Origin of the sequence: Domibacillus indicus (assembly GCF_023715895.1) — a bacterium.
Taxonomy (GTDB): Bacteria; Bacillota; Bacilli; order Bacillales; family Domibacillaceae; genus Domibacillus; species Domibacillus indicus_A.
In genome coordinates this window covers 248,218-264,613 of sequence record NZ_JAMBOO010000002.1, presented here as the reverse complement: position 1 = coordinate 264,613, position 16,396 = coordinate 248,218, and the positions used below count along the sequence as shown (strand labels likewise).

The 16,396-nt window shown below is 44.5% G+C and carries 17 protein-coding genes; 14 read left to right on the top strand and 3 right to left on the bottom strand.

The window, feature by feature from the left end:
- Positions 1 to 5: 5 nt before the first annotated feature.
- Positions 6 to 506, bottom strand: coding sequence for a peptidyl-prolyl cis-trans isomerase (locus M3221_RS04570; RefSeq protein ID WP_251270356.1), 501 nt, complete (start codon positions 504 to 506; stop codon positions 6 to 8).
- A gap of 164 nt (positions 507 to 670) precedes the next feature.
- Here M3221_RS04570 and M3221_RS04565 point away from each other — a divergent pair, with 164 nt between their 5' ends.
- From M3221_RS04565 to pyc, 3 genes are all read left to right on the top strand, one after another.
- The gene (locus M3221_RS04565) at positions 671 to 952 is read left to right on the top strand and encodes an Fpa/YlaN family protein (protein ID WP_050181559.1); all 282 of its coding nucleotides are present in this window, start codon (positions 671 to 673) and stop codon (positions 950 to 952) included.
- A gap of 85 nt (positions 953 to 1,037) precedes the next feature.
- Complete coding sequence (locus tag M3221_RS04560; RefSeq protein ID WP_251270355.1) at positions 1,038 to 2,183, top strand: FtsW/RodA/SpoVE family cell cycle protein; 1,146 nt, start codon at positions 1,038 to 1,040, stop codon at positions 2,181 to 2,183.
- A 77-nt stretch (positions 2,184 to 2,260) separates the two neighbouring features.
- Positions 2,261 to 5,698 (top strand): pyruvate carboxylase, encoded by a 3,438-nt coding sequence (pyc, locus tag M3221_RS04555; RefSeq protein WP_251270354.1) that lies wholly within the window; start codon positions 2,261 to 2,263, stop codon positions 5,696 to 5,698.
- Between the two features lie 47 nt (positions 5,699 to 5,745).
- Here pyc and M3221_RS04550 read toward each other — a convergent pair whose 3' ends face one another.
- The gene (locus tag M3221_RS04550) at positions 5,746 to 6,651 is read right to left on the bottom strand and encodes a heme A synthase (RefSeq protein WP_396120241.1); all 906 of its coding nucleotides are present in this window, start codon (positions 6,649 to 6,651) and stop codon (positions 5,746 to 5,748) included.
- 384 nt (positions 6,652 to 7,035) lie between these two features.
- On the opposite strand from M3221_RS04550, the gene cyoE reads away from it, so the two are divergent.
- The 7 genes from cyoE to M3221_RS04515 all read left to right on the top strand — a co-directional run bounded on the left by cyoE (position 7,036) and on the right by M3221_RS04515 (position 13,486).
- Complete coding sequence (gene cyoE / locus M3221_RS04545) at positions 7,036 to 7,878, top strand: heme o synthase (RefSeq protein ID WP_285879307.1); 843 nt, start codon at positions 7,036 to 7,038, stop codon at positions 7,876 to 7,878.
- An 84-nt stretch (positions 7,879 to 7,962) separates the two neighbouring features.
- Positions 7,963 to 9,048 (top strand): cytochrome c oxidase subunit II, encoded by a 1,086-nt coding sequence (gene coxB / locus M3221_RS04540; RefSeq protein ID WP_251270353.1) that lies wholly within the window; start codon positions 7,963 to 7,965, stop codon positions 9,046 to 9,048.
- Between the two features lie 33 nt (positions 9,049 to 9,081).
- Positions 9,082 to 10,959 (top strand): cbb3-type cytochrome c oxidase subunit I, encoded by a 1,878-nt coding sequence (locus M3221_RS04535; protein WP_242232152.1) that lies wholly within the window; start codon positions 9,082 to 9,084, stop codon positions 10,957 to 10,959.
- Entirely contained in the window at positions 10,959 to 11,588 is a 630-nt protein-coding gene (locus M3221_RS04530) for a cytochrome (ubi)quinol oxidase subunit III (RefSeq protein WP_242232151.1), read from the top strand. The genes M3221_RS04535 and M3221_RS04530 overlap by 1 nt, the downstream gene beginning before the upstream one ends.
- 3 nt (positions 11,589 to 11,591) lie before the next feature.
- Positions 11,592 to 11,924 carry a cytochrome c oxidase subunit IVB gene (gene ctaF / locus M3221_RS04525; protein WP_242232150.1) on the top strand — a complete coding sequence of 111 codons (333 nt, stop codon included), beginning with the start codon at positions 11,592 to 11,594 and terminating at the stop codon, positions 11,922 to 11,924.
- 131 nt (positions 11,925 to 12,055) lie between these two features.
- On the top strand, positions 12,056 to 12,961 hold the full coding sequence (gene ctaG, locus M3221_RS04520; protein WP_251270352.1) for a cytochrome c oxidase assembly factor CtaG: 906 nt from the start codon (positions 12,056 to 12,058) through the stop codon (positions 12,959 to 12,961).
- Between the two features lie 60 nt (positions 12,962 to 13,021).
- Entirely contained in the window at positions 13,022 to 13,486 is a 465-nt protein-coding gene (locus M3221_RS04515) for a DUF420 domain-containing protein (protein WP_251270351.1), read from the top strand.
- A gap of 35 nt (positions 13,487 to 13,521) precedes the next feature.
- On the opposite strand, the gene M3221_RS04510 is transcribed toward M3221_RS04515, so the two are convergent.
- Positions 13,522 to 13,878 carry a YugN family protein gene (locus tag M3221_RS04510; RefSeq protein WP_251270350.1) on the bottom strand — a complete coding sequence of 119 codons (357 nt, stop codon included), beginning with the start codon at positions 13,876 to 13,878 and terminating at the stop codon, positions 13,522 to 13,524.
- Positions 13,879 to 14,091: 213 nt separating this feature from the next.
- Here M3221_RS04510 and M3221_RS04505 point away from each other — a divergent pair, with 213 nt between their 5' ends.
- The 4 genes from M3221_RS04505 (at position 14,092) to M3221_RS04490 (ending at position 16,355) form a co-directional block, all read left to right on the top strand.
- Positions 14,092 to 15,108, top strand: a complete 1,017-nt coding sequence (locus M3221_RS04505) for a CAP domain-containing protein (protein ID WP_251270349.1) — start codon at positions 14,092 to 14,094, stop codon at positions 15,106 to 15,108.
- A 36-nt stretch (positions 15,109 to 15,144) separates the two neighbouring features.
- On the top strand, positions 15,145 to 15,585 hold the full coding sequence (locus M3221_RS04500; RefSeq protein ID WP_251270348.1) for a YlbF/YmcA family competence regulator: 441 nt from the start codon (positions 15,145 to 15,147) through the stop codon (positions 15,583 to 15,585).
- Between the two features lie 24 nt (positions 15,586 to 15,609).
- Positions 15,610 to 15,885: a YlbG family protein gene (locus tag M3221_RS04495; RefSeq protein ID WP_251270347.1), complete on the top strand. Its 276-nt coding sequence runs from the start codon at positions 15,610 to 15,612 to the stop codon at positions 15,883 to 15,885.
- Positions 15,886 to 16,172: 287 nt separating this feature from the next.
- Entirely contained in the window at positions 16,173 to 16,355 is a 183-nt protein-coding gene (locus M3221_RS04490) for an alpha/beta-type small acid-soluble spore protein (RefSeq protein WP_251270346.1), read from the top strand.
- The last annotated feature ends 41 nt before the right edge of the window (positions 16,356 to 16,396 follow it).

Here is a 16,396-nt window from a genome sequence, read left to right as displayed (position 1 = left end):
GATTTTTACTGAACAGAAATAGCCGTTACATTTTTGATCGGACAGTCACGGTTTGATCCATCTTTCAGTAAGACATAAACGGGGCCGTCTTCCCGCAGCGGTTTTCCTTTAAAGGAAAACTGCATGATGAGCGAGTCCGCTTCTGCAAGGGGAAATGAAAAAGAACCGTCCTTTGTTTCGATCACAATTTGGGAAGCGCTGTCTGACGGCACTGCATTTTTTAAAAAGGGTGAAAGCGGCACGCCGAATGTGCTGGTGAGCACTTTTTCTTTTTCATATTTTTTTTCAGATTTAATCGTCGGCGGAAAAACCGCACCTTCCCGAATTTCTTTTTCCCAAAATTTCGATGTGCTTTTTATGTATTCTTGCTCTGTGTCCCGTTCAGGCTGAGGTGATGAGGAAAAAAAGTCGTCTAAATCAATGCGGCGGTCGTCGAAAATCCACACACCGGGGTCAAGAGTGAGCGGAAACGAGACGTTTCCTTTGATGGGAATGATTTGCTCCATCGAATCATATCTCCTTTATGTAAGTGAACTATGTTTCCTCATAAGTATAGCGTGAAAATTTTGTGTTGTCAGTCTGCCTGTTAAAATTCCTTGCAAATTCCCTGTATTAACGATAAAATCTTTTAATATACAGTGATTCCATTCTTGGAACAGGGGGAGAAATTATGGCATCTGAAATGAAAATAGACCATCGGGAAAAGGCCTACTCTCTGTTGCAGGCGGATGCGGAAAAAATTTTGCGTCTCATCAAAGTGCAAATGGACAATTTAACGATGCCGCAATGTCCTTTATACGAGGAAGTGCTTGACACTCAAATGTTCGGCTTATCCCGTGAAATAGACTTCGCTATACGTCTCGGACTGGTGGATGAAGCAGATGGCAAACAGCTGATTGACTCACTTGAGCAAGAACTTTCAGCATTGCATGAAGCATCCGTTGACCGGTAAACAGACAGAAAACTCAAACAGCTGTTTGAGTTTTTTTAACTTAACGAGTATCGCTTATCGGTAAGCGCATGAATGGAAGGTTTGTATGTGGAAAAGAAATTTAAAATCATATGATTATCCGTTGGCGGCCGTGTTTTGTATTTTATGTTTATTTGGGCTGATGATGATTTTTAGTGCAAGTTCAGTAATGGCCGTTCAGCGGTGGGGACTTGAAAGTGGTTATTTTTATGATAAGCAGAAGATACATATACTTATGGCTTTTATTGCTTTTGGCGTTGTATCCTTTTTTCCGTACCAGCGTTTAAGAGCAAAGCGGTTTCAGCAATGGATGCTGGCAGGCATGTTTGGAATGCTGCTTTTACTGTTTGCATTTGGACATGTATCAAACAATGCCCAAAGCTGGTTTCAAATAGGGGCGCGTTCGATTCAGCCGTCAGAGTTTGCTAAGTTGGTTGTCATTCTTTATATGGCTGCCATTTTTTCAAAAAAACAAAAAAATATTAACTCGCTTAACAACAGTATTGCGCCGCCAGTTATTATGCTTTTTAGCATTTGTTTCCTTGTAGCGCTTCAGCCTGACTTCGGAACGGCTGCGATCATTTTTGCGATCGGGTTGACAATCGTCCTAACATCCGGTATAAAAATGAAAAAGCTTGTTAAGTTTATGCTGTTGATTGGTATTTTTGCCCTGTTTTTGTCGCCGCTGTTCTTTTGGCAAAAAGATGAAATTTTGTCTGAAGAGCGAATGGGGCGTCTAACAAGTTATTTAGATCCTTTTAAATATGAGCAGGGCGACGGCTATCATCTAGTAAATTCCTATCTTGCGATTGGCTCGGGCGGACTGACCGGTCGGGGACTTGGCCAAAGTGTACAAAAGCTTGGCTACTTACCGGAGCCGCATACAGATTTTATCATGGCGATTATCGCTGAAGAACTTGGAATCTTGGGAGTCATTTTTGCAATAGGCGGCATTTTATTTATTGTGTTACACGGCCTTCGTATTGCCGTGAAGAGTCCCGATTCGTTTGGTTCAATGCTTGCAGTCGGCGTTTCTTCGATGATTGGGATACAGGCATTTATCAATCTCGGCGGCATGTCAGGGGTCATCCCTATTACGGGGGTTCCGTTGCCATTTATCAGTTATGGCGGATCTTCTTTACTGCTGCTCTCAATTTCACTTGGTATTTTGGCCAACATATCGATGCAGTCAAAATACGAAAAAAAACTATAAATCTTAAAAATAAAAAGGTTCAAAGATTTGAACCTTTTTATATATAATTTTATCAACAGATCAGGGGAGAGATGAAGATGAAAAAAATCAGCAAAGTGCTGGTGGCAAACAGGGGAGAGATTGCCATCCGCGTATTCCGCGCCTGCACAGAACTACATATCCGGACAGTAGCTGTTTACTCGAAGGAAGATTCAGGTTCATATCATCGCTATAAGGCCGACGAAGCATACTTGGTAGGAGAAGGAAAAAAACCAATTGATGCTTATCTTGATATCGAGGGCATCATTGAAATTGCCAAGCAGGCAGAGGTCGATGCTATTCATCCTGGCTATGGATTTTTATCTGAAAATATCGAATTTGCAAAACGTTGTGAAGAGGAAGGTATTGTCTTTATTGGACCGAAATCCGCTCACCTTGATATGTTTGGCGATAAAGTAAAAGCACGCACACAGGCAATAAAAGCAGAGATCCCGGTTATTCCAGGCACTGATGGACCGGTTGGCAGTTTAGATGAAGTCATTGAATTTGGGAAAAATCACGGCTTCCCTATTATCATCAAAGCGGCTCTTGGCGGCGGCGGACGCGGTATGCGGATTGTTCAAAACCTCGGAGAAGTGCGTGAAGCATACGACCGTGCCAAGTCTGAAGCCAAAGCAGCCTTCGGTAATGACGAAGTGTATGTAGAAAAATTTGTTCAAAATCCAAAGCACATTGAAGTGCAGATTATTGGCGACCATGAAGGAAATGTCGTTCATTTATATGAGCGTGACTGTTCGGTTCAGCGCCGTCATCAAAAAGTAGTTGAGGTAGCACCAGCCGTTTCGATTTCAGAAGACCTGCGTGATCGTATCTGTGAAGCAGCTGTGAAGCTGATGAAAAATGTGGACTATTTAAACGCGGGAACAGTGGAATTCTTAACCGCAGGTGAAGATTTTTACTTTATCGAAGTCAACCCGCGCATCCAGGTTGAACATACGATTACGGAGCTGATTACAGGGATCGATATCGTGCAGACGCAGATCCTTGTGGCAGAAGGTCATGGGCTGCATAGCGACAAAGTCGGCATTCCTGAGCAGGAAGACATTCGTACTATGGGATATGCCATTCAGTCCCGCGTTACAACAGAAGATCCTGAAAACGGCTTTATGCCGGATACGGGCCGTATCATGGCTTACCGTTCTGGCGGCGGCTACGGTGTCCGCCTGGATGCCGGGAACAGCTTCCAGGGTGCGGTAATCACGCCATACTATGATTCACTGCTTGTAAAAGTATCGACGTTTGCGATGACTTTTGAACAGGCCGCATCTAAAATGCTGCGGAACCTGCAGGAATTCCGGATCCGCGGAATTAAAACAAACATTCCGTTTTTGGAAAACGTCATGCGCCATGAAGATTTTATTTCAGGCAACTATGATACGTCTTTTATTGACAAATCACCTGAGCTGTTTGTATTCCCGAAACGAAAAGACCGCGGAACAAAAATGCTCAATTATATCGGCACCGTAACAGTGAATGGATTCCCGGGTGTGGAGCAGAAGAAAAAGCCTGTGTTTGACACGCCGCGCATCCCGAAAGTTAAACTGTCCGAAAAGCCGGCAGGCGGAACGAAGCAGATCCTGGATGAGCAGGGCGCAGACGGCCTTGTCAGCTGGGTGAAAGAACAAAAAGAGGTGCTGTTAACGGATACGACGATGCGTGATGCGCACCAGTCACTGCTTGCAACACGCGTCCGTACAACGGATCTGACTCATATCGCACCGGCAACGGCCCGTCTTCTTCCAGAATTGTTCTCAATGGAAATGTGGGGGGGAGCGACGTTTGATGTGGCGTACCGCTTCCTGAAAGAAGATCCGTGGAAGCGTCTTGAAACGCTTCGCAAGCAGGTACCGAATATTCTATTCCAGATGCTGCTTCGCGCATCAAATGCGGTCGGCTACAAAAACTATCCGGACAACGTCATTAAAGAGTTTGTTCAGCAGTCTGCCGAGTCCGGCATTGACGTGTTCCGTATTTTTGACAGCTTAAACTGGGTGAAAGGCATGGAGGTTGCCATCGATGCAGTCCGCCAGTCTGGTAAAATTGCCGAAGCGGCGATTTGCTACACAGGGGATATCGATGATCCATCCCGTGCGAAATACAATGTAGAATACTACAAAAACATGGCGAAAGAGCTGGAAGCACAGGGTGCTCATATTCTGGGCATTAAAGATATGGCCGGCCTTTTGAAACCGCAGGCTGCCTACCGCCTGATTTCTGAATTAAAAGAAGCGGTTGATATTCCGGTTCACCTGCATACGCACGACACAAGCGGCAACGGTGTGCTGATGTACACGAAAGCGATTGAAGCGGGTGTAGATATCGTTGATACGGCTCTCAGCACAATGGCGGGGCTTACATCACAGCCGAGCGCCAACACGCTTCACTACGCACTTGAAGGAACAGACCGGGCTCCGTCTGTCAGCATCGATGCGCTTGAAAAAGTCTCTTACTACTGGGAAGATGTCCGCAAGTTTTATGCACCGTTTGAAAGCGGGATGCTTGCGCCGCATACGGAAATTTACGAGCATGAAATGCCGGGCGGTCAGTATTCGAACCTTCAGCAGCAGGCGAAAGGCGTCGGCCTTGGCGACCGCTGGGATGAAGTAAAAGATATGTACCGCCGCGTGAACCTTATGTTCGGTGATATTGTCAAAGTAACACCGTCTTCTAAAGTAGTCGGGGATATGGCCCTCTTTATGGTGCAGAATGACCTGACGGAAGAAGAAGTGCTGCTTCGCGGCGACAAAATTGATTTCCCTGACTCTGTGATTGAACTGTTTGAAGGCTATCTTGGCCAGCCGGTTGGCGGCTTCCCAGAGCAGCTGCAAAAAGTTATCTTAAAAGGAAAATCACCGATCACCGTACGTCCGGGTGAACTTTTGGAAGACGTTGATTTCGATGCCCTTCGCAAAGAGCTGGAGCAGGAAATCGGGGAAGAACCAACGGATCATGATGTGATTGCGTATGCTCTGTATCCAAAAGTGTTTACGGATTATGCAAAAGTAAAAGCACAGTATGGCGATATTTCGGTTCTCGATACACCAACGTTCCTGTACGGCATGCGTCTCGGTGAAGAAAAAGAAATCGAGATTGAAACAGGAAAAACACTCATTGTGAAACTCGTTTCGATCGGTCACCCGCAGGTCGATGGAACACGTATTTTAAGCTTCGAACTGAATGGCCAGCCGCGTGATGTGGTGATTAAAGATGAAAGCATCAAATCAGCCGTTAATGCGAAAGTGAAAGCTGATCCGAAAAATGAGGGTCATATTGCGGCCACAATGCCGGGTACGGTCATTAAAGTCATCCTTGAAAAAGGCGATAAAGTAAAGCGCGGGGATCATCTCATGATTACCGAAGCGATGAAAATGGAGACAACGGTACAGGCACCATTTGATGGAACTGTTAAAGCTGTCCATGTACAAAATGGCGAAGCCATTTCTACGGGCGATCTTCTGGTAGAACTTGAAAAATAAAATAAAAAACAAAAAGCACCGGTCTCAAAAGAGGCGGTGCTTTTTTGTTAAGTATTGATTCTGCTTCGGGAGACGAGCAGAATAAAGTAACACAACAGTCCAAACAAGCAGGATACAAATAAAGCGTGTGCGAGAGCGATATACAGATTTAAGCGGGTCCAAATAATAAACGCGCCTGCAATTGCCTGCAGTGAAACAAGAATGAAGGCAATCAGCCATCCATAATACAAAACACGCTGGTGCTTATAGTATTTAAGGGCAAGGTAAGCGATATAAGCAATCCAGATGAAAATCAAGCCGGCTGCCGCCCGATGACTCATTTGAATCCACTGATACAAATTTGAAGGCAGTATATCATCATTTCCGCACAGCGGCCAGGACCCGCATACCATGCTGGATTTTGTATGGCGGACGAGCGCCCCCGTATATACAACGATATAGCTGTACAGGGTAACGCCGACAGTATGCCATTTCATTCGGCTGTCAATCACGATGGAGGAAGCATCAAATCGCTGATCCACTTCAAAAATAAGCAGGGTCAGCAATAAAACGGCGGAAAACGAAATAAGAGAGATGCCAAAATGAAGAGCGAGCACAAAGTCGTTTTGCCCCCACAAAACAGCCGCCGCTCCAATTAGTGCCTGGACAAGCAGAAACAAAAAAGCCAGAGCAGAGAGGAATTTTGTTTCCCGCTTATGGCCGATACAGCGCCAGGAAAAAACAGACAGCGCTAAAACAAGAAGTCCGGCTGCACCAGAAACAGCACGATGGGAAAGCTCAATGATGGTTTCTGCCTGAATGTTTTCGGGAATAACCTGTCCATGGCAAAGCGGCCAGTCGTTACCACAGCCAAGCCCGGAATCCGTTTTTGTCACAAGTGCACCGCCAATTAAAACTGCAAGCATAACCAATGTGGTCACAACTCCAAGCCATTTAAGCCAGCCGTTCAACATGCTCACCTTCTTCTCTCTGTCTGTCTATCTATCTATCTATCTTTAACCTTTTATACACGGGAAAGAAAACCGTTTCATTTTTGTCCATTCCCATATTTATTCTATTATCTTACAAAAAAGAATCACTGGAAACAAATCGTTTTTACGAGACACAAATTCGACATAAATCGTTCATCAGCCGTTCACATAAAAACGGTGAATATGATTTAATATGGAAGAGAGCGTCTATTCGCTTGAAATGTTTTTAAATTGTGTAGAAAAGCGCAGCTATATCCTTTATAGTAAGATTAAGATAGTGTGTTTAAAGAAAGGGGGGGAATAGTGTTGCGCAGTACAACATTAGATAAAACAAGTGTGCCAGAAACAACGGCTGTAAAAGATTTTATGGCCTTGATTAAGATCGGCATCGTTAACTCCAATTTAATAACTGTTTTTACAGGTATGTGGCTGGCTTTTATTTTAAACGATATCCGGTTTTTAGCCAACCTTGATACCATTGCTTTAACACTCATTGGTTCCGCCCTTATCATCGCGGGCTCAGCAAGTTTGAACAACTATATTGACCGGGACATCGATCCTTTAATGGAGCGTACAAAAACAAGGCCGACAGTTACCGGAAAAATCAGCTATCCAAAAGTACTAACCATAGGACTGGCGCTTGTCATTGTCGGATCAGCGCTTTTATTTATGACGACCTTTACAGCAGGGGTGATCGGAGTCATTGGGATCATCAGCTACGTAGTGATTTACACAATGTGGTCAAAGCGCCGTCATGTCAGCAATACAATCGTTGGCAGCATCTCAGGTGCTGTGCCGCCTCTTATCGGTTGGGCTGCTGTAGACCCAACACTGGATATGCTGGCTTGGATGCTGTTTTTAATTATGTTTATCTGGCAGCCGCCGCACTTTTACGCATTGGCGATGAAGCGTGCTGATGAATATGGAAGAGCAGGAATTCCGATGCTTCCCACTGTAAAAGGATTTTCCGTTACAAAGCGTCATATGTTTGTTTGGACACTGCTTCTTTTGCCGCTGCCGTTTTTCATGACAGAACTTGGCATGGCGTTTATCGTTCTGGCTACCTTGCTAAACGTAGGCTGGGTTGCCCTGGCAGCAACAGGCTTTAAAGCAAAAGATGATTTGAAATGGGCCAGATATATGTTTATTTATTCATTGCAGTATTTAACCATTATTTTCGTTGCGATGGTTATCGTTACCGTTATTTAAACAGGGGAATTCTTCTTTTAAGAAATCCATATATATGCACTGTTTTAGTAAACATTTCAAACGAAAGAGGGGTTGTAATACGCTATGAAAAAGAAGCTGACAAACTGGCGTCTTTTTACGTTTACCGGCCTGACGGCGCTCTTTCTGTCCGGCTGCGGCGAACCATTTCTTTCAACGTTGACTCCTGCTGGTGAAGCAGGCCAAACCGCCTATGATCTCATGTTGCTCAGCACATGGATCATGGTCGGCGTGGTCATCGTTGTCTCTGTTTTATTTGCCATTGCGGTTTTGAAGTTCCGCCGCAAAAAAGATGACCCGGCTATTCCAAAGCAAGTGGAAGGAAGCCATGTACTCGAAATGATATGGACGATTATTCCAATCATTTTACTGATTATTTTAGCAATTCCAACAGTTTTGGCTACATTTGATTTAGCTGACACAAAAGCAATGGATAAGAAAAAAGAAGACGGTACAACAGATGCCATGGTTGTAAACGTACGGGCCAATTTGTATTGGTGGGAATTTGAATATCCGAACCAAAAAATTATTACAAGCCAGGAGCTCGTTGTTCCGACCGATCAGAAGGTGTACTTTAACGTAAAAGCATCCGATGTAAAACACTCTTTTTGGATTCCAGCGGCCGGTGGGAAAATAGACACAAATGTAGAGAACGTTAATCAAATCTGGCTTGAGTTTGATGGTGAAAAAGCAGAAGAAGCAGACAATCTATTTTATGGGAAATGTGCAGAGCTTTGCGGTCCTTCCCATGCTTTAATGGACTTTAAAGTGCATGCGCTTCCAAAACAGGAATTTAACCAGTGGGTAACAGCGATGCAGGCAATCGACGCGAAAGCAGCAGAAGCAAAACCAGAGGATCCAGCTGCAGCTGCAGGGCAGGAAATATTCAATCAAAAGTGTTTGAGCTGTCATGCTGTTACAACGGCTGATGCACGTCCCGAAGCAGCCCGTACTGCGCCAAACCTTGCAGGATTTGGAGAACGTGAAAGAATAGCAGGTATTCTTGAGCATAACGAAGAAGAATTGAAGAATTGGATTTCAAATCCGGAAGAGTACAAACCAGGCAATAAAATGACAGGCACGTATGGAGAATTGTCTGATCAGGAAACAGATCAGCTAGCTGCGTACTTGATGAGCCTTAAAGTAGAATAAATATATAGAATCAGGGTAAAGGAGGTAAAACCGTTGAGTAGCATTGCACATACACAAAAACGGGGATTTACCAGCACAGTTTGGGAATACTTAACGACAGTGGACCACAAGAAAATCGCTATTTTATATTTGCTTGCCGGCGGCTTTTTCTTTATTGTCGGCGGTATTGAAGCGATGATGATCCGCATTCAGCTGGCTGTGCCGAATAATGACTTTGTCAGTGCCGGGTTGTTTAATGAAATTATTACCATGCACGGTACTACCATGATTTTCCTGGCTGCTATGCCGCTTTTATTCGCTTTTATGAACGCTGTGATGCCGCTTCAAATCGGCGCGCGCGATGTGGCTTTCCCTTTTGTAAATGCACTTGGTTTTTGGCTGTTTTTTTTCGGCGGGCTGTTTTTAAATCTTTCCTGGTTCCTGGGGGGAGCACCTGATGCAGGCTGGACGTCCTACGCCTCACTTTCACTTGCTTCCGAAGGGCATGGCATTGACTTTTATGCTCTTGGGCTTCAAATTTCCGGCTTCGGCACACTGATGGGCGGCATTAACTTTTTAGTAACAATTATCAACATGCGTGCACCGGGAATGACGTATATGAGAATGCCGCTTTTTACATGGACAACATTTGTAGCGTCCGCTCTGATTTTGTTTGCATTTCCTCCGCTTACCGTTGGATTGTTTATGCTCATTTTTGACCGGATGTTTGGCTCGGGATTTTTTGATGTAGCAATGGGCGGGAACACCATTATCTGGGAGCACTTTTTCTGGATTTTCGGCCACCCGGAAGTATACATTCTCGTCCTGCCGGCGTTTGGCCTTTTCTCGGAAATATTCCCGACTTTTGCGAGAAAGCGCTTGTTTGGCTACTCATCTATGGTGTTTGCTACGGTGCTGATCGGCTTCCTTGGATTTATGGTGTGGGCACACCACATGTTTACAACCGGGCTTGGTCCTGTTGCCAATGCGATTTTCGCCGTTGCTACAATGGCTATTGCCGTTCCGACGGGCATTAAGATTTTCAACTGGATTTTAACGATTTGGGGAGGAAGCATTAAATTCACTGTGCCGATGCTGTACGCAGTTGCGTTTATTCCTTCTTTCGTGATGGGCGGCGTAACAGGAGTGATGCAGGCTGCTGCGCCAGCTGACTACCAGTTCCATGACAGCTACTTTATTGTTGCGCATTTCCACTATGTAATCGTAGGGGGAATCGTTCTTGGACTGCTTGGAGGCGCCCACTTTTATTGGCCGCTTATGTTTGGCACGATGCTTAGCGAAAAGCTGGGCAAAATTACGTTTGTGCTGTTTTTAGTCGGCTTCCATTTAACCTTCTTTATTCAGCATTTTCTTGGATTGATGGGAATGCCGCGCCGTGTATGGACATTCCTTGAAGGGCAGGGACTTGAGACAGGGAACTTAATCAGTTCGATCGGTGCTGGTTTGATGGCTCTCGGCATTCTCGTCCTGCTTGTGAATATCGTCATTACGCAGAAAAATAATATACAGGTAGGCAGAGACCCATGGAAAGATGGCCGTACACTTGAATGGGCGATTCCATCTCCGACTCCTTTCTATAATTTCAAGCAGCTTCCGCTCGTTCGCGGACTGGATGCTTTTTGGATCGAAAAGATGGAAGGAAAAACAGATATGACACCGGCTGAACCAATTGGTGACATTCACATGCCAAACAATTCGTTTGTGCCGTTTGTGATTTCCCTTGGGCTGTTTATCGCTGCATTTGGCGCCATGTATCATGCTGATGAAGGTAAGGACTGGGCCATTCCTGTGCTGATTATCGGTATGCTGATCACATTTGGCGCGATGCTGTACCGCTCTGTTAAAGATGATCATGGATACCATATTCATAAAGAAGACTTGCTGGATGAGGCAGAAGGAGGAACACGGTAATGGCAGCTGAACAAAAATTCACTCCGCAGACGTGGCCCGAATCGCCTGAGCAGGCAACGCTTGAAGGGAAAAATAAATTTCTTGGCTTTTGGTTTTTCCTGGGAGGCGAGACCGTTTTATTTGCTTCGTTATTTGCAACGTATTTAGCCCTGAAAGATAGTGTGCCAAGCGATACGCATGCCAAAGCAAGTGACCTGTTTGAATTGCCGCTCGTTTTTTTAATGACAATGCTGCTTTTAACCAGCTCTTTAACATCGGTTTTTGCGATCTATCATATGAAAAACTACAGCTTTAAAAAAATGCAGCAATGGCTGTTTATAACCGTTGTGCTCGGCTTGGGCTTTCTTGCATGTGAAATTTATGAATTTTATCATTACTACCATGAGTTTGAACACAAATTTACAAGCAGCGCATTTGGATCTGCTTTTTATACGCTTGTTGGTTTTCACGGAGGACACGTCGTCTTCGGTCTTTCCTGGATTATTGCGTTGATGGTTCGAAATGCAAAACGCGGTCTTAATCTGTACAATGCACCTAAATTTTATTTAGCAAGTCTTTACTGGCATTTTATCGATGTAGTATGGGTGTTTATCTTTACGGTTGTATACTTAATGGGAATGGTGGGATAGCGAATGGCGAATTTACACCCAAAGTCAGGAGATCCTAAAGTTACGTATGAATATCGCCGTAAAAAGAATGCAGAAGAAATGAGAATGCAGGTTATTACGTTTACGATGATGATCTTTTTTACCGTCATTGCTTTTGCTGCAGTGGGGGCGGGTTTTTCTAAATGGTTTGTTGTTCCATTCGTATTGCTTCTAGCGGTCGTACAGGTCATCTTTCAGCTGTACTATTTTATGCATATGAGTCACAAAGGTCATGAAGCGCCGCAGTTATTTATGTACTCAGGCATCGTGGTAGCTTTTGTGACGATTCTTGCTTTTTTAACGATTATTTGGCTCTGAGAAAAAAGTGCTGCCCGACATTGCCGGGGAGCACTTTTTTCTGTCAAGAACTTGTCATTTGCTGTCGTTGTCAAGTATGTGGGCGGACGATATAATAAGAGAAGCAGTGAAATACAAATGAGGTGGGAAAAATGCCGATCCGTATATTTGGTTTTTCCGCTCTTTGGAGCCCCTATTTTCTGGCTGTATTATTGGTTATAACCATGCTGTTCTTTTGGGTGACAACGAAAGGGCGCCGGCATTTTCAAAACAGTGAACCGCTCACAAAGCGCCAGGCGCTGCTGTTTGTAAGTGCGGTGATCATTTTGTATACGATCAAAGGCTCGCCGCTTGATCTGCTTGGGCATATTATGATGACCTACCATATGCTGCAAATGGCTGTGCTTTATCTTGTCGTGCCGCCTCTTTTTATTAAAGCGATTCCTTGGTGGATATGGCGGCCTGTTATGACTCTTCCTGTAGTAAAACCGCTTTTTTCATTTTCGTCGCGGCCGCTGCTTGCGCTTATTTTATTTAACGGTTTGTTTTCTTTTTACCACATTCCGCTCATTTTTGATTTTGTTAAGATGAACGAGGTATTTCACAGTTTATATACGGTTATGTTGTTTTTCTTTGCAGTTTGCATGTGGTGGCCGCTTGTGAATGAGCAGCCGGGAGAAAAAGGGCTGGATGGATTAAAAAAAGTCGGCTACATTTTTGCGAACGGCATATTGCTTACGCCTGCCTGCGCGCTGATTATTTTTGCATCCGCACCGCTTTATGCCACTTACTCTGATGGAACCGCATGGCTTAAAGCGATGGAGCTTTGTGTGCCTTCCTCCACGTTATCGAACTTGCAGTTAAGCGGACCGGAACTATTTTCTAACATGGCGGTTGTTGAAGACCAAAAAACCGGCGGCATTGTCATGAAAGTTGTACAGGAAATTGTATTTGGTGTTGTTCTGGCCCAGGTCTTTTTTGAATGGGTGAGAAAAGAAGAAAAAGAGGCGGACAAACTAACAGAGGCCGCACTTGCCCGGCACAATAAAACAATGTAATCTATTAAAAGAAATGGTCTGCCATTTCTTTTGTTTTACATAATGGAAGTGAGGAAAAAAATGTCATTACCAATTTTGCCGACGATCAGTACGTTTTTTATCGTTTTAAGCGCTGTTTTCGTAGCGATCGGCTGGGCACAAATCAAACAGAGAAAAATAGAGAAACATAAAAAAACGATGCTTTTAGCAGGGCTTTTTGCTCTTACGTTTTTCACCATTTACGTAAGCCGCACGCTGTTTATTGGCAATACGGCATTTGGCGGTCCAGACAACATTAAAATTTATTATACGATTTTTTTGGTTTTTCATATTTTTCTGGCCACAACAGGAGCTGTTTTTGGCATCGTCTCTATTGCCAGCGGCTTGAAAAGTAAATGGGTCCTTCATCGGAAAATAGGGCCTATCACGAGTGTTATTTGGTTTTTCACCGCGATTACGGGTGTAGCGGTATACTTGCTTTTGTATGTTTTTTACACAGGCGGTCCAACTACATCTATGTTTAAAGCCATTTTAGGCGGTCATTAAAAAAGCTTTCCTCTTTGAAAAGAGGAAAGCTTTTTTTATACATAATAAAGGATTTCTCCTTTTATATCGGTCAGCAGCTTTTCACAGGTTTGAACAAGAGACTCTGGAAAATATTCATTGTCCCCATATTCTACGCCGTGTGGATAATAGTGTTTGCCTAGAAGCGGCGCCATTAACTCGATCAGGGCATCTTCAGCTCCCACGTCTCCTTTTGCGGCAAAACCAAAGATACGTAAATAATATATACCTTCTTTTAATTCAAATTTGCGGTCATAGGTGACACGTTCATAATCCCACTGTCCTGCCAGAACCATCCCGTGCTGTTCCATGATATGAGTCAGCTGGTTCAAGTCAATTTGCATGCCTTCCAAGCCTGTATTCTCAAATTTCATACACATACCCCTTTCCGCTATATCATCCATTTATTTCTTCTTTTCATCATAGTCGAAAATGCGCTTTCACGCAATGGAGTTGGGGAGTGAAAGTGAACAAAATGCAATGCAGGCAAGGAAAGTTTTTGAAACATAGAAAGGGAATGATATACTGATGAAAGAAAGAGAAGGACTGGATAGGGAGATGATCGTCTGCGAGCTGTTTTTAAGATTTTGGTCATTTTTTTAATTATCATGCTGATTGGCATTTATGCTGACAAAGCAATAGATGAAAAGGGCGAGGGGCCGCCTTCACTGCCTCCCGTAAACAGCGGAAAGGTTGATCCCCGCCTGCCGGCAGATGTAGAACCGGCGCCGAAAGAAGGCGTGGGGACCCTGGTCGGTGCATCACAGGAAGTGCTCATCAAAAAATACGGGGAGCCGGTTCGGAGAGAGCCATCTGCCTATGGCTATACATGGTGGGTATATAAAACGTCTGAAAGCTATATGCTTGCGGGAGTCCAAAACAGCCAGGTTGTCACGATTTTTGCAAAGGGAGAGATGAATACGTCTCCTTTCTTACTCGGCCGCTCTGCCAGCGAAATTTTCCGTTCCCGGTATCCAGAAGCTGAAATCGTAGCCCATGCAAATGACAGCTATTATCGCTTTGAATTGTCGGAAGAAGAGCTGAATATCAGGCCGCTTATTCCAATTGGTGATTTTTACGCCCAGCTTTATATTGATCAGCAGACTGGCATTTTATCAGGTATCCGATTTATGACAGCGGACGTTTTGCTAAAAATGAAGCCTTATGAGCTTGTGTATGAAGGGGTATTGCCGGAAGTTCCTTCGCCGGGCAGGTCGGCATGGGTTCATATTGAGCGCGGAAGTGAAGCGCAGCTGGCTGATATAAGTCAATTCATCAGAGACAAAGAAGGCGTGCCGGCGCTTGTTTGGGCGCCTGAATTAAACAGCGCAGCCAAGTCACACAGCCAGGACATGTTTGAAGCTGACTATTTTGGGCATCAATCACCTCGATTTGGAGATTTAAAGCAGCGTTTAACAAGAGCAGGTTTGTTCTTTGATCAAGCGGATGAAATGATTAATGCCAATTATCCGGACGCACCCGCTGCGATGGAAGCATGGCTCAATTCACCGGATGAGAGGGAATTGTTGTTGAGCGATACGTTTACTTCATTTGGTACCGGTGCCTACCGAACGCATTTTACACAAATTTTAACCGGAAAGTAACGATATGTGGTAGAATAAGCCGATGGAGGTGCACATATGATTGCAACAACAATGGAACTTATTAACGTTGCCGATGCAGCAGACGCACTTGGAGATATGATTCTTCAATCAGAGCAGGCCGTGCAGTACCGTGAATGTTACCAGAAACTTTATACGGAAGAATCCGTTAAACATAAAATTTTCGCTTTCAGCCGTCTGAAAGAGCAATATGAAGAAGTACAGCGTTTTGGGCGATATCATCCGGACTATAAGCGGATTATGATGGAAACACGTACAGCCAAACGAGAAATGGATATGGATGAGCATGTCGCAGCCTTTAGACGGGCGGAAACGGAACTGCAGCAGCTGCTCGATGAAGTGAGCCTGCTTGTTGCCCGGTCTGTATCAGAGCAGGTAAAGGTGCCAGGAGCCGGCTCTATATTTTCAAGCGGATGTGGAAGCTGTGGAAGCGGCGGTTCTTGTGGCTGTTCGGCATAAAAAGTAAAAAAGCGGGGGATGGACATGCTGACAGAAAGGCAGGCATTGATTGTATGGCTTCATTCATTGAAGCCAGCCAAATCATTACGCAAATACGGGAATATTCATTACGTCTCAAAAAAAATGAAGTATGCGGTTCTTTATTGCAACCATGCAGAATCGCGGGAACTGGCGGAAAAGCTGACGGGATTTTCTTTTGTTAAGAAAGTTGATTTTTCCGAAAAGCCGTTTTTAAAGGTGGACTACGAAAACTCCCGTCCCGATAAAGCAAAAGAATACGATTATAAAATTGGTGTATAAAAAAAGCCTGTTTTTAAACAGACTTGAGATTGTAGACAAAGTAAGAAAGCAGGCTGGTTGAAAACGTCTGGCTTTCTAGGAACGCCGCTGGCTGGGAAGCGGAGTGACCTTTTTGGGTCATGAGCATTCACTGCCGGCAAGTGACGCTGAAAGCGGGCGTTTGTCAACAGCCTGAAGCCTGTCTTTAGACAGGCTTTTTTATTTGGTTAAGTTACCAGGATGGGAAGGATAGAAACGCCCCATACTGGTAAGGCAAGGCGGACAAAAAAAGAGGGAGTGATTGAATCATGTCAAGCAGCAATCGCAATCGGCTGTTGGTTCCTGGAGCCCAGCAAGCTATTGACCAATTGAAGCACGAAATCGCCTCTGAATTTGGTGTTCAGCCCGGGGCCGATGCCCCGTCGCGTGTCAACGGTGAAATCACGAAACGCCTCGTGCAAATGGCGGAACAGCAATTGTCTCGCCGTTAGGAAACACGGTGAAACTAAAAAGCAAAAGGCAGGGAATCCAA